At 62.9% G+C, this 22,803-nt stretch carries 18 protein-coding genes; 7 read left to right on the top strand and 11 right to left on the bottom strand.

Translation table 11 applies throughout. The features are described from left to right. Positions 1-93 precede the first annotated feature (93 nt). From lplT to P3T25_RS15285, 3 genes are all read left to right on the top strand, one after another. Complete coding sequence (gene lplT / locus P3T25_RS15295) at positions 94-1,392, top strand: lysophospholipid transporter LplT (protein WP_429358324.1); 1,299 nt, start codon at positions 94-96, stop codon at positions 1,390-1,392. 154 nt (positions 1,393-1,546) lie between these two features. Then, on the top strand, positions 1,547-4,234 hold the full coding sequence (gene mutS, locus P3T25_RS15290) for a DNA mismatch repair protein MutS (RefSeq protein ID WP_429358323.1): 2,688 nt from the start codon (positions 1,547-1,549) through the stop codon (positions 4,232-4,234). After that, positions 4,221-5,582, top strand: a complete 1,362-nt coding sequence (locus P3T25_RS15285; RefSeq protein WP_429358322.1) for a hypothetical protein — start codon at positions 4,221-4,223, stop codon at positions 5,580-5,582. The genes mutS and P3T25_RS15285 overlap by 14 nt, the downstream gene beginning before the upstream one ends. Here the strand turns inward: P3T25_RS15285 and P3T25_RS15280 are convergent. Beyond that, complete coding sequence (locus P3T25_RS15280) at positions 5,562-6,104, bottom strand: FKBP-type peptidyl-prolyl cis-trans isomerase (protein WP_154565123.1); 543 nt, start codon at positions 6,102-6,104, stop codon at positions 5,562-5,564. The two genes, P3T25_RS15285 and P3T25_RS15280, sit on opposite strands and share 21 nt — an antisense overlap. A gap of 32 nt (positions 6,105-6,136) precedes the next feature. Between P3T25_RS15280 and P3T25_RS15275 the strand changes: the two genes are divergently transcribed. Together P3T25_RS15275 and P3T25_RS15270 are read left to right on the top strand one after the other, a co-directional pair. Next, positions 6,137-7,387, top strand: coding sequence for a cupin domain-containing protein (locus tag P3T25_RS15275; RefSeq protein WP_154565125.1), 1,251 nt, complete (start codon positions 6,137-6,139; stop codon positions 7,385-7,387). Between the two features lie 231 nt (positions 7,388-7,618). Further along, the gene (locus P3T25_RS15270) at positions 7,619-7,882 is read left to right on the top strand and encodes a hypothetical protein (protein ID WP_054041874.1); all 264 of its coding nucleotides are present in this window, start codon (positions 7,619-7,621) and stop codon (positions 7,880-7,882) included. A 150-nt stretch (positions 7,883-8,032) separates the two neighbouring features. Here the strand turns inward: P3T25_RS15270 and P3T25_RS15265 are convergent, their stop codons facing one another. The 3 genes from P3T25_RS15265 to P3T25_RS15255 form a co-directional block, all read right to left on the bottom strand. Then, entirely contained in the window at positions 8,033-10,300 is a 2,268-nt protein-coding gene (locus P3T25_RS15265; RefSeq protein WP_154565127.1) for an ATP-dependent DNA helicase, read from the bottom strand. A 63-nt stretch (positions 10,301-10,363) separates the two neighbouring features. Next, a complete protein-coding gene (locus tag P3T25_RS15260) occupies positions 10,364-10,582 on the bottom strand; it encodes a DUF465 domain-containing protein (RefSeq protein WP_093633515.1) in 219 nt (72 codons plus the stop codon). A 128-nt stretch (positions 10,583-10,710) separates the two neighbouring features. Further along, positions 10,711-11,613 (bottom strand): hypothetical protein, encoded by a 903-nt coding sequence (locus P3T25_RS15255; protein ID WP_154565129.1) that lies wholly within the window; start codon positions 11,611-11,613, stop codon positions 10,711-10,713. On the opposite strand from P3T25_RS15255, the gene P3T25_RS15250 reads away from it, so the two are divergent. Together P3T25_RS15250 and P3T25_RS15245 are read left to right on the top strand one after the other, a co-directional pair. After that, positions 11,582-11,824 carry a hypothetical protein gene (locus tag P3T25_RS15250; protein ID WP_166618268.1) on the top strand — a complete coding sequence of 81 codons (243 nt, stop codon included), beginning with the start codon at positions 11,582-11,584 and terminating at the stop codon, positions 11,822-11,824. The genes P3T25_RS15255 and P3T25_RS15250 overlap by 32 nt on opposite strands. A gap of 168 nt (positions 11,825-11,992) precedes the next feature. Further along, positions 11,993-14,347 carry a Tex family protein gene (locus tag P3T25_RS15245; RefSeq protein WP_154565131.1) on the top strand — a complete coding sequence of 785 codons (2,355 nt, stop codon included), beginning with the start codon at positions 11,993-11,995 and terminating at the stop codon, positions 14,345-14,347. 151 nt (positions 14,348-14,498) lie between these two features. On the opposite strand, the gene P3T25_RS15240 is transcribed toward P3T25_RS15245, so the two are convergent. The 7 genes from P3T25_RS15240 to hflK form a co-directional block, all read right to left on the bottom strand. Then, complete coding sequence (locus tag P3T25_RS15240) at positions 14,499-16,385, bottom strand: potassium transporter Kup (RefSeq protein WP_154565133.1); 1,887 nt, start codon at positions 16,383-16,385, stop codon at positions 14,499-14,501. A 303-nt stretch (positions 16,386-16,688) separates the two neighbouring features. Next, a complete protein-coding gene (locus P3T25_RS15235; RefSeq protein ID WP_054041857.1) occupies positions 16,689-17,279 on the bottom strand; it encodes a phosphoribosyltransferase in 591 nt (196 codons plus the stop codon). 3 nt (positions 17,280-17,282) lie between these two features. Next, positions 17,283-18,629, bottom strand: a complete 1,347-nt coding sequence (locus P3T25_RS15230; RefSeq protein ID WP_054041858.1) for an adenylosuccinate synthase — start codon at positions 18,627-18,629, stop codon at positions 17,283-17,285. A 202-nt stretch (positions 18,630-18,831) separates the two neighbouring features. After that, a complete protein-coding gene (locus tag P3T25_RS15225) occupies positions 18,832-19,983 on the bottom strand; it encodes an ATP phosphoribosyltransferase regulatory subunit (RefSeq protein WP_154565135.1) in 1,152 nt (383 codons plus the stop codon). Positions 19,984-20,236: 253 nt separating this feature from the next. Further along, entirely contained in the window at positions 20,237-20,428 is a 192-nt protein-coding gene (locus tag P3T25_RS15220; RefSeq protein WP_054041860.1) for a DUF2065 domain-containing protein, read from the bottom strand. A gap of 44 nt (positions 20,429-20,472) precedes the next feature. Then, a complete protein-coding gene (hflC, locus tag P3T25_RS15215) occupies positions 20,473-21,375 on the bottom strand; it encodes a protease modulator HflC (protein WP_171925485.1) in 903 nt (300 codons plus the stop codon). A gap of 12 nt (positions 21,376-21,387) precedes the next feature. Then, a complete protein-coding gene (gene hflK, locus P3T25_RS15210) occupies positions 21,388-22,758 on the bottom strand; it encodes an FtsH protease activity modulator HflK (protein WP_168435890.1) in 1,371 nt (456 codons plus the stop codon). Between the last annotated feature and the right edge of the window lie 45 nt (positions 22,759-22,803).

Below are 22,803 nucleotides of genomic sequence, written 5' to 3'. Positions count from 1 at the left end.
CGCGCCGGCACGCACGATCGCCGGCTGCGTTTTGCGCGCTTCTTGCAGCGCCCTGCTTCGCGTCAGATTTCCGCGCAGCTTCCGATCCGCTTCATGAAAAAAGGCTTCTACACAATCATCGCGGCGCAGTTCATTTCGTCGCTCGCGGACAATGCCCTGCTGATCGCCGCCATCGCCCTGCTATCGGTGATCCGTTCGGCCGCCTGGGTCACGCCGCTGCTGCAGATGTTCTTCACTATCTCCTACGTGTTGCTCGCCCCCTTCGTCGGCGCGTTCGCCGACGCGTTGCAAAAGCGGCACGTCATGTTCGTCTCCAACGCGCTCAAGGCGAGCGGTTGCCTGATGATGATCGCCGGCGTCCATCCGATGATTGCGTACGGTGTGGTCGGCTTTGGCGCGGCCGCGTATTCGCCGGCCAAGTACGGCATTCTCACCGAGCTCCTGCCCGCGGACAAACTCGTCAAGGCGAACGCGTGGCTCGAATCGGCCACCGTCCTGTCGACCATTGTCGGCACGATGGTCGGCGGCGCATTGATCAGCACCCTCGCCGACCGGTTCGTCGCGCATGCGCATCTGCCGCTGATCCGCTCTTCCGCCGATCTGGCGATGTTCGCGGTGATGGTCACGTATGCCATCGCGGCGGCGGTCAACATCTTCATTCCCGACACCGGCGCGCGTTATCCGAACCGTTTGAACGAGCCGAAGAAACTGGTCGGCGACTTCTATCATTGCTTCAACGTGTTGTGGGCCGACAAGCTCGCGCAGATCGCGCTGTGGGTCACGACGCTGATGTGGGGTGGCGCGGTCACGCTGCAATTGCTGGTGCTCAAATGGGCGAACGTGAACCTCGGCCTGTCGCTGTCGAAGGCGGCGGTGATGCAAGGCGTGACGGGGCTCGGCATCGCCGTCGGCGCGGCGGCCGCGGCGGCGCTGATTCCATTGCGCAATTCGCTGCGCGTGCTGCCGATCGGCATCCTCACCGGCGCGGTCGCGATCGCTGTGGCGTTCTACAACCGGGACCTGTTTCCGGCGGGCGCCGGCATCCGTATCGGCTCATACGTGCTGCCGATCTACATCCTGCTCGCCTATCCGCTGATGATCCTGCTCGGCGCGCTCTCCGGCTTTTTTATCGTGCCGATGAACGCGATCCTCCAGCATCGTGGCGCGACCTTGCTCTCCGCGGGGCATTCAATCGCGGTGCAGAATTTCAACCAGAATCTGGCCGTGCTGCTGATGCTCGGGGCCTACGCGATACTGCTCACCGCGAAGATGCCCGCGCAGTGGATCATTGTGGTGTTCGGCAGCTTCATCACGTTCATGATGTGGCTCGCAAAGCGGCGCAGCGCTGTGAATGAGCGCACGGTGGATATGCGGGCGCTCGTTGAAGAATGATGGCATGGCGAGAATCAGAATCGCCCGGGTGGCGTGAGAATCCGCATTGCGACACGTAAGCTGCTTTGTGGATTGGCCATCCGGCCAGGGTCCGCTCGCCGCGCTGGCGGGTTAAACTCACGCCCTGAACAGCTAACGCAAAAAGACACCGAGGATGGGCATTCAAACCGCAGCGGCCAATGACGTCGCACAACACACGCCAATGATGCAGCAGTATCTCCGCATCAAGGCTGATCATCCGGGCACGCTGGTGTTCTACCGGATGGGCGACTTCTACGAGCTCTTTTTCGAAGACGCGGAAAAGGCCGCGCGTCTGCTCGATTTAACACTTACGCAGCGCGGCGCGTCGGCGGGCAATCCGATCAAGATGGCAGGCGTGCCGCATCACGCGGTCGAACAGTATCTGGCCAAGCTGGTGAAGCTCGGCGAATCCGTCGCGATTTGCGAACAGATCGGCGACCCGGCCACGTCGAAAGGGCCCGTCGAGCGCAAAGTGATGCGCGTGGTCACGCCGGGCACCTTGACTGATGCAGCCCTCCTGTCCGACAAGAGCGACGTCTACCTGATGGCGCTGTGTGTCGCGCATAACCGTCGCGGCGTCGCAACGAGCGTCGGGCTCGCGTGGTTGAATCTGGCGAGCGGCGCACTGCGCCTCGCCGAAGTGGCGCCCGACCAGGTGGCCGCCGCGCTCGAACGGATTCGTCCCGCGGAAATTCTGGTGGCCGACGCGCCCGCCGACTCCGCGAGCTGGACGCCGCCGGTCAACGCCGGCGCCCTCACCCGCGTGCCGGTGTGGCACTTCGATATCGCCTCGGGCACGCAGCGTCTGTGCGATCAACTGGAAGTGGCCGGCCTCGACGGCTTCGGCGCGCACTCGCTGACAGCGGCATGCGGCGCGGCCGGCGCGCTGCTGCTGTATGCCGCGGCCACGCAAGGCCAGCAATTGCGTCACGTGCGCAGCCTGAAGGTCGAGTACGAGTCTGAATATATCGGGCTCGACCCCGCCACGCGCCGCAATCTTGAACTCACGGAAACGCTGCGCGGCACCGAATCGCCCACGCTGTGTTCACTGCTCGACACCTGCTGCACGACGATGGGCAGCCGCCTGTTGCGTCACTGGCTGCATCATCCCCCGCGCGAAGCCGCTGTGGCGCAAGCACGTCAGCAGGCCATCGGCGCATTGCTCTACGCACCGCCGGGCGCAGGCGTCGACACGCTGCGCGGCGCGTTGCGGCAAATCTCCGACATCGAGCGGATCACCGGGCGTCTCGCGCTCCTGTCGGCGCGGCCCCGCGATCTGTCGAGCCTGCGCGATACGTTCATCGCCTTGCCGGAGTTGCGCACGCAACTCGCGGCCGTTTCGTCCAATGCGGATTCGCTGGCGCGTATCGACGCGTCGCTGGAACCGCCGCAAGCCTGCGTCGAACTGCTCAAGCGCGCGGTCGCGCAGGAGCCAGCCGCGATGGTGCGCGACGGCGGCGTGATCGCCCGCGGCTACGATGCGGAACTCGACGAGTTGCGAGATATTTCGGAGAACTGCGGGCAGTTCCTGATCGACCTCGAAACGCGCGAACGCGCACGCACCGGCATCGGCAATCTGCGCGTCGAGTACAACAAGGTGCATGGCTTCTATATCGAAGTCACGCGCGGCCAGACTGACAAGGTGCCGGACGACTACCGCCGCCGTCAGACGCTGAAAAACGCCGAGCGTTACATCACGCCAGAGCTGAAGACGTTCGAAGATAAAGCGCTGTCCGCGCAGGAACGCGCGCTGGCCCGCGAACGCGCGCTTTACGACGCGTTGCTGCAAGCGCTGCTGCCTTTTATCCCGGACTGCCAGCGCGTCGCGGCGGCACTCGCCGAACTCGATCTGCTGGCTGCTTTCGCCGAACGCGCCCGCGCACTCGATTGGGTCGCGCCGACGTTTTCACCGGATACCGGCATCGAAATCGAACAGGGCCGGCATCCGGTTGTCGAGGCGCAGGTCGAGCAATTCATCGCTAACGACTGCACGCTCACACCCGAGCGCAAACTGTTGCTGATCACCGGCCCGAACATGGGCGGTAAATCGACCTTCATGCGGCAGACCGCGCTGATCGCATTGCTGGCCTACGTTGGCAGCTATGTGCCCGCACGCCGCGCGGCATTCGGTCCGATCGATCGCATCTTCACGCGAATCGGGGCCGCGGACGATCTGGCCGGCGGCCGCTCGACCTTCATGGTGGAGATGACGGAAGCCGCGGCGATCCTGAACGACGCAACGCCGCAAAGTCTCGTGCTGATGGACGAGATCGGGCGCGGCACGTCGACGTTCGACGGCCTCGCGCTGGCGTGGGCCATCGCGAGGCACCTGCTCTCGCACAACGGCTGTCATACGCTATTCGCCACCCACTACTTCGAATTGACGCAGTTGCCCGCCGAGTTTCCACACGCGGCCAATGTGCACCTGTCGGCAGTCGAGCATGGGCACGGCATCGTGTTCCTGCATGCGGTCAGCGAAGGGCCGGCGAATCAGAGCTATGGTTTGCAGGTCGCGCAACTGGCCGGTGTGCCGAACGCGGTGATTCGCGCGGCCCGCAAGCATCTTGCGCATCTCGAACAGCAATCGGCGGCGCAACCCGCTCCGCAACTCGATCTGTTCGCCGCGCCCATGCCCATGCTGCTTGAAGACGCCGACGACGAACCCGGTCGCAAGCAAGCAGCAGCGGCGGCGTCGCCGGCCATGCAGGCACTTGTCGAACGTCTGCGCGCAATCGATCCGAACGATCTGCGGCCACGCGAAGCGCTCGATCTGCTGTACGAACTGCACGACCTGGCCGCCGCGCCGGATGCAGATCATTGACGCACACAGGCCCTCGCAGCGCCCGCGCAAACTTTGCGCGGCGCTGACCAACGCCCTCACGGTCACGGGCGGCCTCGTGTCGCTAGCGTCGCTTATGGTGCTCGTGGTGACTGCCCCGCTCGCGCACGCCGAAGCACCGCGCTTTGCCTTCGCGGTCATCGCCAGCACGATGCAAAGCCCCGCCGACGAAGCGCCCACGCAACGTCTGATCGATGCAATCGGCCGTGACCGCGACGTATCGTTCGTCGTCTACGACGGCAATCTGAAGGGCGCGAAAGAAGCCTGCCGCGATGCGCTATACGAACGGCGCCACGCGCTGCTCGAAACGTCGCGGTCCGCCCTCTTCTTCATTCCAGGCCAGCACGACTGGGCCGACTGCGGCACGGCTGAGGCCGGCGGCTTCGACCCGGTCGAGCGGCTCGATCAGCTCCGCCAAACCCTGTTCATCGACTCCACGTCGATGGGTCAGAACCCGATCGCATTGACGCGCGAGAGCGAAGTGTCGCGCTTTCGCCCGTTCCGGGAGAACGTGCGCTGGCAAGTCGGCGATACCGTGTTTGTCGGTCTGAACGCGCCGAGCCCGAACAATCATTATCTGACTGCGGGCGGCCGCAATGGCGAGTTCGAAGATCGCGTGATTGCCAATGCATTCTGGCTCGAACATGCCGGCGAATACGCGAAACGCCGCGACGCGCGCGCGATTGTCGTGTTCATTCAGGGCGACCCCGATCCGGAGCGCTACGAACGGCCCGACCGTTTCGCGTGGCTGCGCTTTGCGCGTAACACGCGCCGCGACGGTTTTCTGGAATTCAAACGCAGCCTCGTCAAACTCGCGCAGATTTTCCGCGGACCGGTGCTGGTGATTCATTGCGACGACGAACGCGCGAGCGCCGGCTTCGTGATCGATCAGCCGCTACGCAATGACAAGGGAATGCTGGTGACGAACCTCACACGTGTCGAGCTTGCGCCGCATGATCGTCTTAACCAGTGGATTCAGATTGAAGCGGATCTCGGCAAGAAACCGCCGTTCCGCGTGAGCGTGCGCGACGTGCCGAGGCAAATGCCAATGCCGACAGCGGCACCGGTGCCGGTGCCGCAGCGCGAAGAGCCAGCCGCTTCGATGCCGGCCGTACCGGCCTTAGGCCCCGCTTCCGAGTTGCCGCCGCTGTTGCAGACACCCGGGCAGCAGCAACCCGACCAACAGCAACACAGACCGACGGATGACGGCAACGGCGAGTATGGGCCTGCCATGTCCGGCCCGCCCGCCTCGACCGTTTTGCCACATGCACCGGGTGCGCCATCAGGCGCTCCCGGCACGCCCGCAAGCTCAGTGCAGCGTGGGCCCTGATTTGTCGTCTTCGGCTTCGTCGTCATCGTCATCGAGGACTTCGAGGCCGTCGGCGCCATGTGCGTGTTCGTGCTGGATTTCGTCTTCCGTAGCCGGACGCACGTCCTTGACGGTCAGCGCGAAACGCAGCGCCATGCCGGCGAGCGGATGGTTGCCGTCGAGCACGACTTTGTCTTCCGCCACGTCGGTCACCACGTAGACGAGCGAATCGAGGTCATCATCGCCTTCCTCCGGCGTGCCTTCGAATTGCATGCCGACTTCGAGCGGTTCCGGGAAGCGATCGCGCGGCTCGATCTTCACGAGATCGGGATCGTACTCGCCGAACGCGTCTTGCGGCTCGAGCTGGATCTGAGTCTCGAAGCCGGCCTCGTGGCCGTCGAGCTCTTCCTCGATCTTGGGGAACGTGCCATCATAGCCGCCGTGCAGATAGACCATCGGCTCGTCGCTTTCTTCAATCAGATTGCCCTGCGCATCCGATAGCTTGTAAGCGACCGACACGACGGTGTTCTTTGCGATTTTCATTCGATTCTCCAGAATACAACTCACATTATACGATGCCCAAGCGGCCCACTGACCACCCGGCCGACGCAGCGTCGGCACGGAATTCCTCACCGGCTTCAACGCCGGCTCGCCCTATTCTCCCGCCCTCGCCCGACACGCCCACGCCCTTGCTCGGCAATCTGACACCGTCCCAATTCATGCGCCGGTACTGGCAAAAGAAGCCACTGCTGATCCGCCAGGCGATCCCGAACGTAGAGGCGCCGCTGTCGCGCGAGGAGTTTTTCGAGCTGGCCGATCAGGACGAAGTCGAAGCGCGTCTGATCACGCACTTTCGCAACAAATGGCAACTGGAGCACGGCCCGTTCGCGCCGGATGAACTGCCGTCGGTCAAGCAGCGCGCCTGGACGCTGCTCGTGCAAGGCGTGGACCTTTACGACGATCGCACGCGTGCCTTGCTCGACCGCTTCCGCTTCGTGCCGGACGCGCGTCTGGACGACCTGATGATTTCGTATGCGAGCGATGGCGGTGGCGTCGGCCCCCACTTCGATTCCTACGATGTGTTTCTTTTGCAAGTAAAGGGCAAGCGGCGGTGGCGAATCAGTGCGCAGAAAGATCTGACACTCCAACCGGGTTTGCCGTTGAAAGTTTTACAGCATTTCGAGGCGGAAGAGGAATGGCTGCTGGAGCCAGGTGACATGCTGTACCTGCCGCCGCATATCGCGCATGACGGTGTCGCCGAAGGCGAATGCATGACCTGCTCAATCGGTTTTCGCGCCCCCTCAGCGGGCGAGTTGACCGCGCAGTTCCTCTATCATCTGGCCGAACGCGGCGACTCTGCCGCGCGGCCCGATGCGCTTTATCGCGATCCTCAACAACCCGCTGTCGACCGTCCGGCAGAGCTGCCCGCCGCATTGATTGAGCGGGTTGGTTCGATCCTTGCTGGCGTCAAGTGGAGTGAGCAGGACATTGCGTCGTTCCTTGGCACGTACCTCAGCGAACCGAAGCCGAGCGTCGTGTTTGATCCGCCGCAACGACCGCTCAATGAAGCCCGTTTCATCAGTCAGGCATCCAAGTCTGGCATTCGACTGGACCGCAAGACTAATTTGTTGTACAACCGCCGTTTTTTCTTCGTAAATGGAGAGGAAACGCCGTTTAATGGGGCCAAAAAGTGGTTGTTTGACCTCGCTGACCATCGGTGTTTGAGTGCGAAACGCTTTGTAACACTCTCAGACGATTCGTCGGTGACAGCACTGCTTCACGAGTGGTATTGTGCGGGCTGGATACAAGTGGGCGAGCTTGCGTAACTCTGCCCGCCTGTTATACCGTACTGTGAAATTTTGTATGAGAAAGACAACGTATTGACCCCGGATTTATGGATTGTCAGTACGAAAGTGCATATAATTTCCGCCCAAGCCGTAGGGAAGATTCTAGCTCGTCAAAAGAGCGTCTCCACCAGCGGCCCAGGTCGGTGTTGGAGCACATTACCGGTATTATTTTGCGCTGTTGCTTACCTTTAACCATAAAAGGACGTGATCATGAAGAAATCCCTCCTCGTAGCATCCCTGTTGGCAGCTGTGGCACTGGCTGCATGCAACAAGAGCAACGATCAAGCCGCTGCACCGGCTGCTAGCGACGCTGCTGCCGCTTCGGCACCGGCTGCTGCAGCTTCGGATTCGGCTGCTGCTGCTTCGGGTGCGGCTGCTGCTGCGAGCGATGCTGCTGCTTCGGCTACGGCCGCTGCTTCGGACGCAGGCGCTGCTGCTTCGGCTGCTGCTCCGGCTTCGGGCGCAAGCCAGTAAGCTGTCGCATAGGGTTCGCCTCTGGGCGAAAACTGCTCCAGGAAATCACCTCGATTTCCTGGACAGTAAAGCAAAACGCCACGGATTCAAATCCGTGGCGTTTTGTCATTTAAGCGCCGGTTTTTACAACGGCATTCACTTAATCGCCTGCTATTCAGCCGGCGTTGCGTTCTCTTCGAAGAATTCGCGCACGACTTCGATCTCACGTGTGCGTTTGAACGGCGGCAGGCTCTGCCATATACGGCGCCCATACGGTTTGTCGACGAGGCGCGTGTCGCAGATCATCAGCACGCCGCGATCGGTCTCGGCGCGAATCAGACGGCCTGCGCCCTGCTTGAGGGTAATCACAGCCTGCGGCAACTGATGGACGGCGAACGGGCTCAAACCCTTCTTCGTCAGCGCATCGAGACGCGCCGACAGCACTGGGTCATCAGGCGGCGCAAACGGCAGCTTGTCGATCACGACCAGCGAGAGCGCATCGCCACGCACATCCACGCCCTCCCAGAAGCTCTGGCTGCCCACCAGAATCGCATTGCCGTACGTACGGAAGCGATCGAGCAACTCGGTGCGGCTCGCGTCACCCTGCACGAGCAATGGATAGTCCCAGCCGCGTGCCTCAATGGTGTCGCGCAGTTTGGCCGAGATGCGGTCCACCGCGCGCAACGTCGTGCACAACATGAATACGCCGCCGCCCGATGCTTCGATCGCGGGCAATGCAGCGTCGAACACGGCGTCGGTGAACATCGGCGACGAAGGCTGCGGCAAATTGCGCGGCACGTACAGAAGCCCTTGCGTCGGATAGTCGAAGGGGCTCGGCAGCGTCATCGAGCGTTTTGCGTTCAGACCCATCTGCGCCGCGTAGTGCGTGAAGTCGCCGCGCACCGACAACGTCGCCGAAGTGAAGATCCACGCGCGCGGCACACCGGCGCGCTGCTTCGCGAAGATTGGCGCGACCGACAGCGGCGTTTCGTGCAACTGCACCGTATGCGCGAACACTTCGATCCAGCGCACCTTTTCGTTCGGATCGGCACGTTCGGCCTTGGCGTCCGCCGCGGCGGCGTCAGCGGCTGCGCGTTCGGTCTCAGTGGGCGGCGTGGTCCAGCCCGCGAGCACGCCTTGCAACTCACGTGCGCGGCGCAAACACGCCCCGATCGATTCGGCTCGCTCGGCCTGACTGGACAACGCGGACGTCAGTGCGTCGAGCTCGGCTTCCAGCGTTTCGAGCGCGGGGAATAGAGGATGATCGTCGGGCAACTGACCGATCGACAAGCGCACCGAGTCTTCCTTGAAAGCGAGCCGCACGTCACGCGCCGCGCGTTCGAGTGTCGAGCCGAGCTTCACCCAGTCGACCGATTCACGCGCATGACCCAGGCCCTCCGCCACGGAATCGCGCGCGAGCTCGAGAAATTGCGTGGTGGAAAGCGTCTCGCCGAAAAACAGCGTCGCGGTTTCCGGCAGTTGATGCGCTTCGTCGAAGATGACGGTATTCGCCGTAGGCAGCAATTCAGCCATGCCGGTATCGCGCAACATGATGTCGGCGAAAAACAGATGGTGATTGACCACCACGATGTCGGCCTGCTGCGCCTCGCGGCGCGCCTGCATCACGAAGCACTCCTTGTAATGCGGGCACTCCTGGCCAAGACAGTTCTCACGCGTGGACGTGACCATCGACCACACTGCCGCCGTTTCCGGCACGCTCGCGAGTTCGGCCTTGTCGCCGGTGCGCGTGATCTTGGCAAAGCGAATGATGTCCTGCAGATACGAGGTTTCCTGGCGCGACGGCAGACGGCCGTTGTCCGCTGTGCGCTGCAGGTAGTAATGGCACAGGTAGTTCGCGCGGCCCTTGAGCATCGCCACCGATACCGGCACAGCGAGCGCGTCGCGCACGGTCGGAATGTCGCGCTGAAAGAGCTGATCCTGCAAATGCTTGGTGCCGGTGGAGACGATCACCTTGCCGCCCCACAACATGGCCGGCACGAGATACGCATAGGTCTTGCCGGTGCCGGTGCCCGCTTCCACGATCAGCGTGTTTTCGCTGCCGTCGAGACCGTTCGATTCGTCGTTTTCGGGGGCAACAGTTGCAGCCTCCGCGCCTGGCGATTGCAGACGCCGCGCCGGACGCTTTTGCGCCTCGAACATTGCGGGCTCGGGCATCGCGCGGCCCGACGCTTCCATGGCCGCCGCGACGGCGCGCGACATCTCGATCTGCGACGCGCGCGAACGATAGCCGTCAATCTGACGGGCGAGCAGGCCGTTGTCGGCGAAGATATCGTCCAGTTCGGCGACGCGGCGTGGATTCAACGACGCGGAGAGCGCGGACGCGGAAGGACGCGGCGCCGGTGTGCCGGCCACCGGAGCGCCGGCCGGAGCGTCCTCGCCCGCCGTGGCGCGTGGTGAAGTTTCAAGCGGTGAATTCAAGGCAAGCGTTTCCTGCAAAGTCCGGCGCGCGCGGCGCGACCCGGCACCTGCCAGGGCGCGAACTCAGGCGCGTGCGTCCGGTTCGAGCTGCAATTGCAGCAAGATGATGGTGTCCTTGACTTTGAGTTTGCGCTTTTTCAGGCGCTGCAACTCGAAGTCGTCGATGCCGGGCTCTTCCGACATTCGGTCGATCAAGCGATCGAGCCCACTATGCTCCGATTCCAGTTGCAGAATACGGTCGCGCAATGTGTCCGCGGTGATGACGTGATGTTGATCGCGCATGCTCGCCTCCGCTCGTAAGCGGCACGGGCTGCGTGTGCAGCCCGATGCCTGAGGTTGCTGTCCGGCTTAAAACGCGTTACGGCGACTACTGCCTGGCTACTACCCTACCAGAACCCGCTACAGCACACCTACTGTTGTTCCTGTTGCTGCTTTCGCTGTTCTTCAAGTTGCTGTTGCTCTTTCAACTGGTCCTGACGTTTCTGCTCGGCTTTCTCGGCCGCCTGCTTCTGACGAGCCTCGACGTCGGCCTTGTGTTGCGCCGCGTCGGCCTGCTTCTTCTCGAAGGTCTGCTGCTTCTCCACCCGCTCCTGCGCCTTTTGCGCGCCCTGCTGACGCGCCTGGTCGAGCTTGCGCTGGAAGTCGCCCTGCTTCTGATCGTATGCCTGGCTGTTGGCTGCGGCTTGCGACGGACTGATGCCGCGCTGCGCCTGATCCAGCGCGTGCTGTTGTTGCTTCTGCTGATAGGCTTGCGCGTTGGCGCTGCGTTGCGGCGCCTCGGCCGCGCGCTGCGCCTGGTCGAGCTGGTGTTGGCGCTGCTTGTCTTCGTAGGCTTGAGCGTTACGCGCGTCGTCAGCGGCACGCTGCGGCGCGCTGGCTTCGTCCTGGGCGCGTTTGAGCGCTGCCTGCTCGTCACGCTGGCGGGCGCGCTGGACACGCTGTTCGCCGTCTAGCGCGAGCTGTTCCTTGCGAATATCGGCCTGCACCGAACGCATGCTGTCGCGCGCCTTGTTCAGACAGTGGTTGACAAAGAACTTACTGTAGCAATCGTGTTCGGCGACCGCGTAACGGTAGTTGTTTTCCTCAGTGCGCTGATCGAGAACTTTCTGCCGCGCTTCGAATGCGCTGTCAGACGATGCCGCGTTATCGGCATTGTCCGCGCCCGTGGCGTTCAGGGTGCTCGTTGTGCCCGAAGCGGCTGCCGGCGCCAGACTGCTGGCGGCCACAAGCGGCGCTGCGGATTGCGCTACGGCCGGCGCGGACACCGCCAGCGAAGCTGCCATGACGCACGACGCGCACGAAGCGAAAAACATCCCATTGGACGGAAGCGCAGACCTGAACAGCGACCGCAACGCCGACATGAGCGATGTAAGCGGCGAGCGCGACAAACGCGGCGTCAGAAAAAGCGGTAATTGTGACAAGCGAGAGACCAAGCGGGAGTCCAGGCGGTTGAGGGACAAGGAGGTTGGCAACGTCGTAATTGGTCAACGGAACATGCCCGAAATTCTATCACCCTGCGGTTGAGCCCTTTTGCATTTATGGCAAAATGCCCCGCTCCAGCAACCTGGTCGCAGCGCGCACGCCCAGCGTGCACCGGCGTGCCCGACGTGGGCCCGGCGCGCGTCTGGCATGTACTTGGCATGTGCCGCTACCGCGCGACCTTTGATTGAGCAGCAGGAACACCAAGACCTTATGACGGAAACCGTAGCACTCAAGATCGTACAGCGCATCGCCGCCGAACTGTCCGTCCAGCCGCGCCAGGTCGCGGCCGCGGTGCAACTTCTCGACGAAGGAGCGACTGTTCCGTTCATCGCCCGCTACCGGAAGGAAGTGACCGACAATCTCGACGACACGCAACTGCGTAATCTCGAGGAGCGCCTGCTGTACCTGCGCGAGCTGGAAGACCGGCGCGCCACGATCATTGCGAGCATCGACGAACAGGGCAAGCTCACCGACGAACTGCGCGCCGCGATAGAAGGCGCCGACAGCAAGCAGGTGCTGGAAGACCTGTATCTCCCCTACAAGCCGAAGCGCCGCACGCGCGCGCAGATCGCCCGCGAAGCCGGTCTGCAGCCGCTCGCCGACGCGCTGCTGGCCAATCCCCTGCTCGACCCGCAAACCGAAGCCGCCACCTACGTGGACGCCGAGAAAGGCGTCGCCGACATCAAGGCCGCGCTCGACGGCGCGCGCGACATTCTCTCCGAACAGTTCGGCGAAACCGCGGATCTGCTCGGCAAGCTGCGCGATTACCTGTTCAACCAGGGCGTGGTGTCGTCGAAAGTGGTCGAGGGCAAGGAAAACGCGGAAGAAGAAAAATTCCGCGATTACTACGATTATGCGGAAACCATCCGGACCGTGCCGTCGCATCGCGCGCTGGCTTTGTTCCGCGGCCGCAATGCAGGCGTGCTGATGGTCAAACTGGGTCTCGGCGAAGAACTCGACGCGCAGGTGCCGCACCCGGGCGAAGCGTTGATCGCCCGCCACTTCGGCATCGCCAATCAGAACCGCCCGGGCGACAAGTGGCTCGCCGACGTGTGCCGCTGGTGCTGGCGCGTGAAGGTGCAGCCGCATATCGAAAACGAACTGCTGACCAATCTGCGCGACGAAGCCGAACATGAAGCGATTCGCGTGTTCGCGCGCAACCTGAAGGACTTGCTGCTGGCAGCACCCGCAGGACCGAAGGCCGTGATCGGGCTCGATCCGGGCATGCGCACCGGCGTGAAAGTCGCGGTGGTCGATCGGACCGGCAAGGTGCTCGCCACCGACGTGATTTATCCCCACGAGCCGCGTCGCGACTGGGATGGCTCGATTGCGAAACTGGCGCGCATCTGTGCACAGACGCAGGCTGAGTTGATCAGTATCGGCAACGGCACGGCGTCGCGGGAAACGGACAAGCTTGCGAGCGAACTGATCGCGCGTCATCCGGAGTTCAAGCTGCAGAAGATCGTCGTCTCGGAAGCCGGCGCGTCGGTGTATTCGGCCTCCGAACTCGCGGCGAAGGAATTTCCGGACATGGACGTGTCGCTGCGCGGCGCCGTGTCGATTGCGCGCCGTCTGCAGGATCCGCTCGCGGAATTGGTGAAGATCGAGCCGAAGGCAATCGGCGTCGGCCAGTACCAGCATGACGTGAATCAGCGCGAACTGGCCCGCTCGCTCGACGCGGTGGTCGAGGATTGCGTGAACGCGGTCGGCGTGGATGCCAATACGGCGTCGGTCGCGTTGCTCGCGCGCGTGTCGGGTTTGAACGCGACGCTGGCTCGCAACATCGTCGACTATCGCGATGCAAACGGCCCGTTCCCGTCGCGCGAACATCTGCGCAAGGTGCCGCGTCTGGGCGACAAAACCTTCGAACAGGCCGCCGGTTTCCTGCGCATCAACAACGGCGAGAACCCACTCGACCGCTCGTCGGTTCACCCGGAAGCGTATCCCGTCGTGGAACGCATGCTCGCGAAGATCAGCAAGCACGTCGGCGAAGTGCTCGGCAATCGCGACGCGCTGCGTGGCCTCTCGCCGGCCGAATTCGTCGACGAGCGTTTCGGCCTGCCGACCGTGCGCGACATTCTGCTGGAACTCGAAAAGCCGGGCCGCGACCCGCGCCCCGAGTTCAAGACCGCGACCTTCCGCGAAGGCGTCGAGAAGGTCAGCGATCTGACGCCGGGCATGGTGCTCGAAGGCGTCGTGACGAACGTGGCGGCCTTCGGTGCGTTCGTCGACATCGGCGTGCATCAGGACGGTCTGGTGCACGTGTCGGCCATGTCGACGAAGTTCATCAAAGACCCGCACGAAGTAGTCAAGGCCGGCCAGATCGTCAAGGTGAAGGTGCTGGAAGTCGACGTGAAGCGCCAGCGTATCGCGCTGACCATGCGTCTGGACGACGAGTTCGGCGCGGCGGCCGCGCAGCGCAGCGGTGGGGGCGCCCAACAGGATCGTGGCGGTTCCGGCCGCTCGGGTGGCGGCGGTGGCCGCGGCGCGCAGCAACAGCGCTCGCGTGAGCCGGAAGCAGGCGGCGCAATGGCCGCGGCATTCGCCAAGCTCAAGCAGAAGTAAGCGGGTTCGTCAGCGCGTGATTCACTCACGCACTGACGTCCACGAGACGAAGCGGCAAAAAAAAGCCCACGCAATTGCGTGGGCTTTTTTTATCTCCTATCGCTTGCCGCGCCTTCGCATGCAAGGCGCGTCCGAACCTCGATCCATCGCGTCAGATCTCGATCTTTGTCCCCAACTCCACCACCCGGTTGGCGGGAATGCTGAAGAAGTCGGTCGGCTTGGCGGCGTTCTGGTGCATCCATGCGAACACACGTTCGCGCCACACCGACATGCCCGGCAACTGCGTTGGCACAACCGTTTCGCGAGCCAGGAAGAAGGACGTGTCCATCATCTCGAAGGTCATGTCGTGCGTGCGACCGACCTCGAGCAGCACCGCCTTCACGTCAGGCGTTTCGTTGAAACCGTACGCCGCCTTGACGAGGTACAGGCCACCATTGAGATCCCTGACCGTCACGCGATCCGCGTCATTTACATACGGAATATCGAGCGTCACGAAGGTCAGGAAAATGGTGCGCTCGTGCAGCACCTTGTTGTGCTTAAGGTTGTGCAGCAAGCTCACCGGCACGAGCGAATCGCTGCCCGTCAGATAGATCGCCGTACCCGACACGCGATGCGGCGGATGCGCGAGCAAGCCCTGCAGGAACGGCATGAGCGGAATGCCGTCAGCGGCCGTGCGCTCCTTGACGATCATCCTGCCCTTGAACCACGTCATCAGCAGGAAGAACAGCAACGCGCCGATGCCGAGCGGCAACCAGCCGCCCTCTTCGACCTTCAGCAGATTGGCGCCGAAAAAGCCTAAGTCGACCACCATGAATACGCCGATGATCATCGCCACGAGAAGCTTGTTCCACTTCCACACCTTGACCATCACGACGCAGGCAAGGACCGTAGTGATCACCATGGTGGCCGTCACCGCGATACCGTAGGCGGCGGCGAGATTATCCGAACTCTTGAACGCGATCACGATGCACAGAATGATGAACAGCAGCATCCAGTTCACCACCGGCACATAGATCTGACCGATCGCCAGGTCCGACGTGTGCAGGATCTTCATGCGCGGCACGTAGCCGAGCTGGATCGCCTGGCTCGTCAGCGAATAGGCACCGGAAATCACTGCCTGTGACGCAATCACGGTCGCCACCGTCGACAGCACCACGAGCGGCAGCAACGCCCAATCCGGCGCGAGCAGGAAGAACGGGTTTTCGATCGCCTTCGGGTCATGCATCAGCAGCGCGCCCTGGCCGAAGTAGTTGAGCACCAGCGAGGGCATCACGAGGCAGTACCACGCCATCCGGATCGGTTTGGCGCCGAAGTGACCCATGTCGGCGTAAAGCGCTTCGGCGCCGGTCAGCACCAGCACGACCGAGCCGAGCACCACGTAGGCCTGCAACACATGCGCTGCCATAAAGGTGTAGGCGTAATACGGGTTCAGTGCGCTGATCACGTTCGGCGACTGAATGATGTGCCACAGACCCAGCGCGGCGAGCACCAGGAACCACAGCACCATGATCGGACCGAACAGGCGGCCGACGGTGGCCGTGCCGTGCCGCTGAATCCAGAACAGCAGCACGAGAATCACCATGGTGAGCGGCAATACCAGATGAGACATATTGGGCGCCGCGATCTCCAGACCCTCGACCGCCGAGATCACCGAAATAGCGGGCGTAATCACCGCGTCACCATAGAACATGCAGGCGCCGAAGATGCCGAGCATCATCAGCAAGCCGGCCGCTTTCGCCTTCTGGTCGACAGAGCGCAGCGCCAGCGCCATCAGCGCGAGAACACCGCCTTCGCCGTTGTTGTCGGCGCGCATTACGAACAATACGTACTTGATGCTGACCACGATCACGATCGCCCAGAACAGCAGCGAGATCACGCCCAAAATCGATTGATCGGTCAGCGGAATGCCATGTGACGGGCTGAAAGCTTCTTTCAGAGAGTACAGCGGGCTCGTGCCGATATCGCCGAACACCACTCCGATCGCGGCAATCGCGAGGGAAGGCAGAGGCTGTTTGTGCACGTGATTGTTATCTGTCATAGACGCGAGGAAATCCGTTCCCTGAGCGGAAAAAACGACCGCTATTCTAAACTGCCCGCCTAGCGCCGCCCGGCTTGTTGTGGATACACCACGTGGATGGTCCGCGCAGTGTAGCACTGCGATTTGGGCGCGTCTGCTGCGTCAGGCGTTTCGCCGGCACAGCATGGGCGTTTTGCAAGGCGCCGTTCGCAGAGCACATACGGCGGACATATAACGCGCCATAAAAAAACGGAGCCCAATCGGGCTCCGTTTTGCAGGCACTGCACGGGATACGACGCGATACACAAGACGTCGTAGCGTGCATCACGTGCCCGACGACTCCTGGTCCTGCTGCATGCCGCGCTTGATCCACGCGCCGAGGTTATGCGGACGAACCGTGTCCCACTCCTCGAACGGCTGGTGAATCCACGGATTGGTAGGCAAATACTGCACATGGTAATCAGGCTTCACTTTCGAGCAGCCCTTGTACCAGAGTACCGCCGAGCGCACCGCGGTGATCGCCGGATAGCGTTCTTTCAGATGCTGCTGCACGCGTGCCAGCGTCACGCCCGAATCGACCAGATCGTCGACCAGCAGCACGTTGCCGTGCAACTCGCCGCGCGTCATCGTGATGTATTGCGCGATGTCGAGCTCGCCCTGCTCCGTGCCTGCCGCCTCACGATACGAACTTGTGGCGAGAATCGCCAGCGGCAGATCGTAAATACGCGAGAGCTGGTCGCCGACGCGCAAACCACCGCGCGCGAGGCACAGAATCTTGTCGAACTTCCAGCCCGATTCGTGCACCTGCAACGCCAGCAGTTCAATCAGCCGGTGATATTCGTCCCAGCCGACCCACAGGTTCTTGTCGTCGTTGCGCGGATCTTTCATCGCAATCATGGGTACACCTTGCACCATGGCTTAAACCTTGAACGGATGACGAAGCAGAATCGTTTCGTCGCGATCCGGACCGGTCGACACCATGTCGATCGGAATGCCCGCGACTTCCTGCACACGCGTCAGATACGCACGCGCGGTGGCCGGCAACTTGTCCCATTCCGTGATGCCGACGGTGCTTTCCTTCCAGCCCGCGAAGGTTTCGTACACCGGCACGCAACGCGCGACTTCCGACGCGCCACGCGGCAGCAGGTCGACGTTCTTGCCGTCGACCGTGTAGCCGACGCACAGCTTCACTTCGTCGAGGCCGTCGAGCACGTCGAGCTTGGTCATGCACAGACCCGACACGCCGTTGATCTGGATCGAGCGGCGCAGCGCGGCGGCGTCAAGCCAGCCGGTGCGGCGCGGACGGCCGGTGACCGAGCCGAATTCCTTGCCGACCTTGGCGAGTTCCAGGCCGATCGGTTCCTGACGCGCGGCGTTATCCGCGTCGTACAGTTCGCTCGGGAAAGGGCCCGAACCGACACGCGTGCAATACGCCTTGGTGATACCGAGAATGTAGTTCAGCTTTTGCGGACCGACGCCGGCACCCGCGGTAGCCGCACCGGCCACGCAGTTGCTCGACGTGACGTACGGATAGGTACCGTGGTCGATGTCGAGCAGCGTGCCTTGCGCACCTTCGAACAGCAGGTTGTTGCCTGCGGCATTTTCGTCGTACAGACGACGCGACACGTCGGTCACCATCGGCTTCAGACGGTCGGCATAGCTCAGCATCGTGTCGAGCGTTTGCTGGAAGTCGACCGCGGCGACGCCCAGGTATTGCGTCAGCACGAAGTTGTGATAATCGAGATTTTCACGCAGACGTTCGGCGAAGCTCTCCGGCTCGAACAGGTCCTGCACGCGCAAACCGCGGCGCGCCACCTTGTCTTCGTAGGCCGGGCCGATGCCGCGGCCGGTGGTGCCGATCTTGCTCGCGCCGCGGCGCGCTTCGCGGCCCTGGTCGATGGCAATGTGGTACGGCAGGATCAGGGTGGTGGCTTCGGAAATGAAGAGGCGATTCTGAACATCGACCCCGGCGGCTTCGAGCTCGCCAATTTCCTTGAACAGCGCTTCCGGCGACAACACGACGCCATTGCCGATGTAGCACGCGACGCCGGGATGCATGATGCCCGACGGAATCAGACGCAAGATGGTTTTCTTGCCGCCGATGATAAGCGTGTGACCGGCATTGTGACCGCCCTGGAAGCGAACGACGCCTTGAGCGTGGTCCGTCAGCCAGTCGACGATCTTGCCCTTGCCTTCATCACCCCACTGGGTCCCCACGACGACGACGTTGCGCCCGGGGTTCACATTCACTGCGCTGGCAGACATGTTGTTTCGTAAGCTGGTTAAAAACGTATTCTACCTATGTTCGCGGAACCTTCCGAATTTTTCCGTTTCCGCTCAACGGTATGCACGTTATGGTGGGTATAGGGAAAATAGCGCGGCGAGTGGCCGCGCCGGGTCCGGCGACGCTTTGGACGCCTTCTGAAATGCCCTTGGGATGCCCCTCGGGCGGTCTATCGATTCGTGCTCAGGAACGGGGTTCGACGACCCACGCGCCGTTGCGCTCGACCAACACGCGGTCGCAGGCAAATTCGTCCAGATCGTGCTCGTGACCAGGAAGCGCCTGGATCACCACTTCACCGGCATCGCGCAATGCGGCGACGCTCACGCGCAGCGCGTCGTCATGTTGCCACGGCGCGAGAATCGCGCTGCTGCGGGCCTCAACGGGCGAAATGCGAGCGACTTCGCGCAGATCGAGCGAGAAGCCGGTTGCCGCGCGCGCACGGCCGTAGGCCTGGCCGACGTGGTCATAACGGCCGCCGCGCGCAACCGCGTTCGGTACGCCGTCCACATACGCCGAGAACATCACACCGCTGTGGTACGCATAGCCGCGCAAATCGGCCAGGTCGATCATCACTTCGGCGCCGTCCACCTGGCTCGCGAGGAATGCGAGGTCGTCGAGCGCGCGGGCGATAGCCGGTGCGTTCGGCAAGCGTGCACGGGCTTCGTCGAGCACCGAGGCGTCGCCGTAGAGCGTGGGGAGCGAGCGCAAGGCGTCGCGCGTAACCGGGGTGAGATTGGCGGTCAGCTCGACGAGGCGCGGCACATCCTTGCCGGCCAACGCGTCGTAGAGCGATTGACCCAGCTCCGCAGCAGCAGGCTCCGCTTCGATCAGCGCGGCGAGCACGCCGGCATGACACAAATCGAGCCGCACTTTCGCGAGGCCGGCCAGACGCAGCGCGTCGAGCATCAACTGCTGGATTTCCAGATCCGCTTCGAGACCGGCGTGACCGTAGATTTCCGCGCCGATCTGGATCTGCTCACGTGTGGCGTGCAGGCCGCGCGGACGCGTATGCGCCACATTGCCGGCATAGCAAAGACGCGTCACGCCCTGACGATTCAGCAGGTGCGCGTCGATACGCGCGACCTGCGGCGTGATGTCGGCGCGCAGACCGAGCGTGCGCCCGGACATCTGATCGACGAGCTTGAATGTGCGCAGATTCAGATCGTGCCCGCCGCCGGTAAGCAGCGACTCGAGGTACTCGAGCAGCGGCGGCATCACCATCTCGTAGCCATACGAGCGGAAACGGTCCAGCAAATGGCGCCGCAACTCTTCGATCTTGCGGGCTTCCGACGGCAGCACGTCGGCGATATTCTCGGGAAGTAACCAGGTCGACATCGATACAGTCCTACGACGTTGAACACGGCGGCTGGGTGCGCCGGTAAGTGTGTGTGAATGGCGGGCGACGGCTCTATTCTGGCGGCTGTCGCGGGTATAGGAACGGCCCTTAGCGGCCCTTCGTAACCCTTCGTGGCCCCTTTTGCCAGCTTCCTGGCCCGCGCCGCTGAACGCTCGCTGTTGCCCCGCCACTGATGCCGCGCATATGGCGGACCAACGCAACGGCGCGCAGCGGCGGCGCCATGCAGCGCCTTCAGGTCACGATAAACAGCAGGATCAACCCGAGCACCATCACGACCAGCCCGCCGACGCGAATCTGATGCGGGGGCCGTTCCGCTATTTTACGGAACGTGTCGCGCCAGGCGCTCGGAAAAACGAAGGGAAACATCCCTTCGATAATCAGCATCAATGCGATCGCGAGCAGTAACGAGCCGGCTATGTCCATGCGAATGAAGGGGCCGCGATGCGGATGCCGCGGCGTTCCGGTTATCAGTGTTTGCGCGGTGCCGCGGGAGCGTCCGGGGCGGCGCCGCCGGTCGGGCTACGCATGAAGCGGAAGAACTCGCTGCTCGGGTCGACCACGATCACGTCGCCTGGTTTGAAGGTGTTCTTGTACGCCTGCATGCTTTGATAAAACTGGTAGAACTGCGGGTCGCTGCCATATGCCTCGGCCGCGATTTCCGCTGCCTTGGCATCGCCCTCGCCCTTGATGGTTTGCGCCTGACGATAGCCGTCCGCGAGAATCGCCTGTTGCTGGCTGACGGCATCCGCCTTGATCTGGTCGGCCTCGGCCGTGCCCTTCGCACGTTCGTCGGTCGCGGCCTGCTGGCGTGCGGCGATCATCCGCTTGTAGACGGAGTCGGCCATCGCGGCCGGGAAATCGACGCGCGTCAGTTGCACGTCGAGCACCGAAACGCCCAGCGATGCCGCGGCTTTGCTCATCGTGCCGCGCGCTTCATCAGCGACGGCTTGTTGCTTTGCCAGCGCATCGTTCAGCGTGACCTTGCTGAACGCGTCGCCGAGCGCGCTACGCGACAGCAGCGCCAGGCGGTCCGCCAGACTTTGCACGTCGCCCCGCGTTTCGGCGAGCAGCTTCAGCGGATCGGTTACACGGTATTTGATGACCGGGTTGGCCAGCAGGTCGGTTTTGTCCGACGTGACATAACGGTCTTCATCTGGCGCGTCGAGCGACTGGATCCGGTTATCGACAAGCGTGACCGTTTGCAACGGCGGCGGCAGCTTCACGTGCAGGCCAGGGCCGAGCAATTCGGGCGCGGTGTCGCCATGCGAGGACAGCACAGCCATATGCCGCTGGTCGACCACGAATACCATCGACGATGCGGCAAACAGCACGATGACGACGGCAACGACGAGCGCAATGATCTTGTTCATGATGTGCGCTCCTTATTGAACGTCGTCTTCGCGCATACGGCTGCGGAAGGAGTCGCGTGAACGCAGTGCATCGCTGCTGGCGGCGGCCTGGCTGGCAGGCGTCGCAACCGCGGCGGGAGCGGAAGCAGCGGCCGGTGCGGTGGTGCTGCTCGCGGCTTGCGGCACGGCAGCGCCCGACGTAACGGCAGCGCCGGAAGCGGCCGCAGCAGCGTCGGCAACGTGCTGCCGGGTCTGCTCGACCAGCTTGTCGAGCGGCAGATACAACACGTTGTTGCCGCTCTTGCTGTCCACAAACACCTTGGTCGTATTCGAATAGATCTGCTGCATGGTTTCCAGGTACATGCGCTCGCGAATCACAGCGGGCGCTTTCGAGTACTGCGCGTAGACCTGCTTGAAGCGCTCGGCATCGCCTTGCGCTTGGGTCACCGTCTTGTCGCTATACGTTTTCGCTTCGTCGACCTGATGCGCCACATCTGCTTGCGCGCGCGGCAGCAGCTCGGCGGCATAGGCCTGCGCGTCGCGTTTGGCGCGTTCGTTGTCCTGACGCACTTTGGCGGCATCGTCGAAAGCGGCCTGCACCTGGTCGGGCACCTGCACACCCTGGATCGTCACACCGGTCACGGCGAGGCCGGACTGGTATTCATCCAGGGATTGCTGAATCGACGCCATCAGTTGCTGGCGAATTGTTTCGCGATCCTGATAGAGGATGTCACTGGTGCTGCGCGCACCGACGATGCTGCGCACCGCCGCCTGTGCGGCCTGCATCACGCTCTGATCGGGATCGATGCTGCGGAAGAGATAGTCGGTCGGCTTGCTCACCTGGTACTGCACGGCAAAGCGCACGTCGACGATATCGGCGTCGTGCGTGAGCATCGACGCGTCCTTCACGTTGGCGAGGTGCACCACGTTGTTACGGCCGATCTCCACCTGGCGAATCTGGCCGATGTTGACGAGCTCGTGCGCTTCGAACGGATACGGCAGGCGCCAATGCACACCCTGCCCCGCGGTGTAGCGATACTTGCCGAACTGCATCACGACGCCGGCCTGGCCATCCTGCACGACAAACACGCCGCTGCCGAGATAGATCGCGATCAATACGCCGATCACGATGCCCACACCAATGCGCGCGCCGCGACCGTTGTCCGGACGGCCACCGCCTGTGCCGCCACCCTTGCGGCCGAACACCCGGCTCAAACGGCGGTTGAAATCGCGCCACATCTCGTCGAGATCGGGCGGGCCTTCACCGTCCTTGGCCGGCGGCCGCTTGGGTTCGTTGGGTCGTTGGCGTTCGCCATTGCCGTCGCCCCGGCCCCAGCGCGGATCGTTCAGTGAAAGCATGGCGCGCATGCGCAGCCAGATACTCCGCTCGTTGTAATCGTTCACCTGTGTTCGTTCACCAGAGTAGACAGCGGGTCAGTGCAATTGGAG

This window comes from Paraburkholderia sp. GAS32 (assembly GCF_050434225.1).
GTDB classification, from domain to species: domain Bacteria; phylum Pseudomonadota; class Gammaproteobacteria; order Burkholderiales; family Burkholderiaceae; genus Paraburkholderia; species Paraburkholderia madseniana.
Note: the sequence above shows the minus strand (reverse complement) of the source record. Positions and strands in the feature narration are given on the sequence as shown.

What these genes read in the sequence shown, in the direction of transcription:
- P3T25_RS15270 (WP_054041874.1), top strand. Translation starts at nt 7,619, where the DNA reads ATGAAGAAATCCCTCCTCGTAGCATCCCTGTTGGCAGCTGTGGCACTG.
- lplT (WP_429358324.1), top strand. Translation starts at nt 94, where the DNA reads ATGAAAAAAGGCTTCTACACAATCATCGCGGCGCAGTTCATTTCGTCG.
- P3T25_RS15250 (WP_166618268.1), top strand. Translation starts at nt 11,582, where the DNA reads ATGACGCACGACGCGCACGAAGCGAAAAACATCCCATTGGACGGAAGC.
- mutS (WP_429358323.1), top strand. Translation starts at nt 1,547, where the DNA reads ATGGGCATTCAAACCGCAGCGGCCAATGACGTCGCACAACACACGCCA.
- P3T25_RS15255 (WP_154565129.1), bottom strand. Translation starts at nt 11,613, where the DNA reads ATGTTTTTCGCTTCGTGCGCGTCGTGCGTCATGGCAGCTTCGCTGGCG.
- P3T25_RS15235 (WP_054041857.1), bottom strand. Translation starts at nt 17,279, where the DNA reads ATGGTGCAAGGTGTACCCATGATTGCGATGAAAGATCCGCGCAACGAC.
- P3T25_RS15220 (WP_054041860.1), bottom strand. Translation starts at nt 20,428, where the DNA reads ATGGACATAGCCGGCTCGTTACTGCTCGCGATCGCATTGATGCTGATT.
- P3T25_RS15245 (WP_154565131.1), top strand. Translation starts at nt 11,993, where the DNA reads ATGACGGAAACCGTAGCACTCAAGATCGTACAGCGCATCGCCGCCGAA.
- P3T25_RS15285 (WP_429358322.1), top strand. Translation starts at nt 4,221, where the DNA reads ATGCAGATCATTGACGCACACAGGCCCTCGCAGCGCCCGCGCAAACTT.
- P3T25_RS15240 (WP_154565133.1), bottom strand. Translation starts at nt 16,385, where the DNA reads ATGACAGATAACAATCACGTGCACAAACAGCCTCTGCCTTCCCTCGCG.
- P3T25_RS15230 (WP_054041858.1), bottom strand. Translation starts at nt 18,629, where the DNA reads ATGTCTGCCAGCGCAGTGAATGTGAACCCCGGGCGCAACGTCGTCGTC.
- P3T25_RS15275 (WP_154565125.1), top strand. Translation starts at nt 6,137, where the DNA reads ATGCCCAAGCGGCCCACTGACCACCCGGCCGACGCAGCGTCGGCACGG.
- hflC (WP_171925485.1), bottom strand. Translation starts at nt 21,375, where the DNA reads ATGAACAAGATCATTGCGCTCGTCGTTGCCGTCGTCATCGTGCTGTTT.
- P3T25_RS15260 (WP_093633515.1), bottom strand. Translation starts at nt 10,582, where the DNA reads ATGCGCGATCAACATCACGTCATCACCGCGGACACATTGCGCGACCGT.
- P3T25_RS15225 (WP_154565135.1), bottom strand. Translation starts at nt 19,983, where the DNA reads ATGTCGACCTGGTTACTTCCCGAGAATATCGCCGACGTGCTGCCGTCG.
- P3T25_RS15280 (WP_154565123.1), bottom strand. Translation starts at nt 6,104, where the DNA reads ATGAAAATCGCAAAGAACACCGTCGTGTCGGTCGCTTACAAGCTATCG.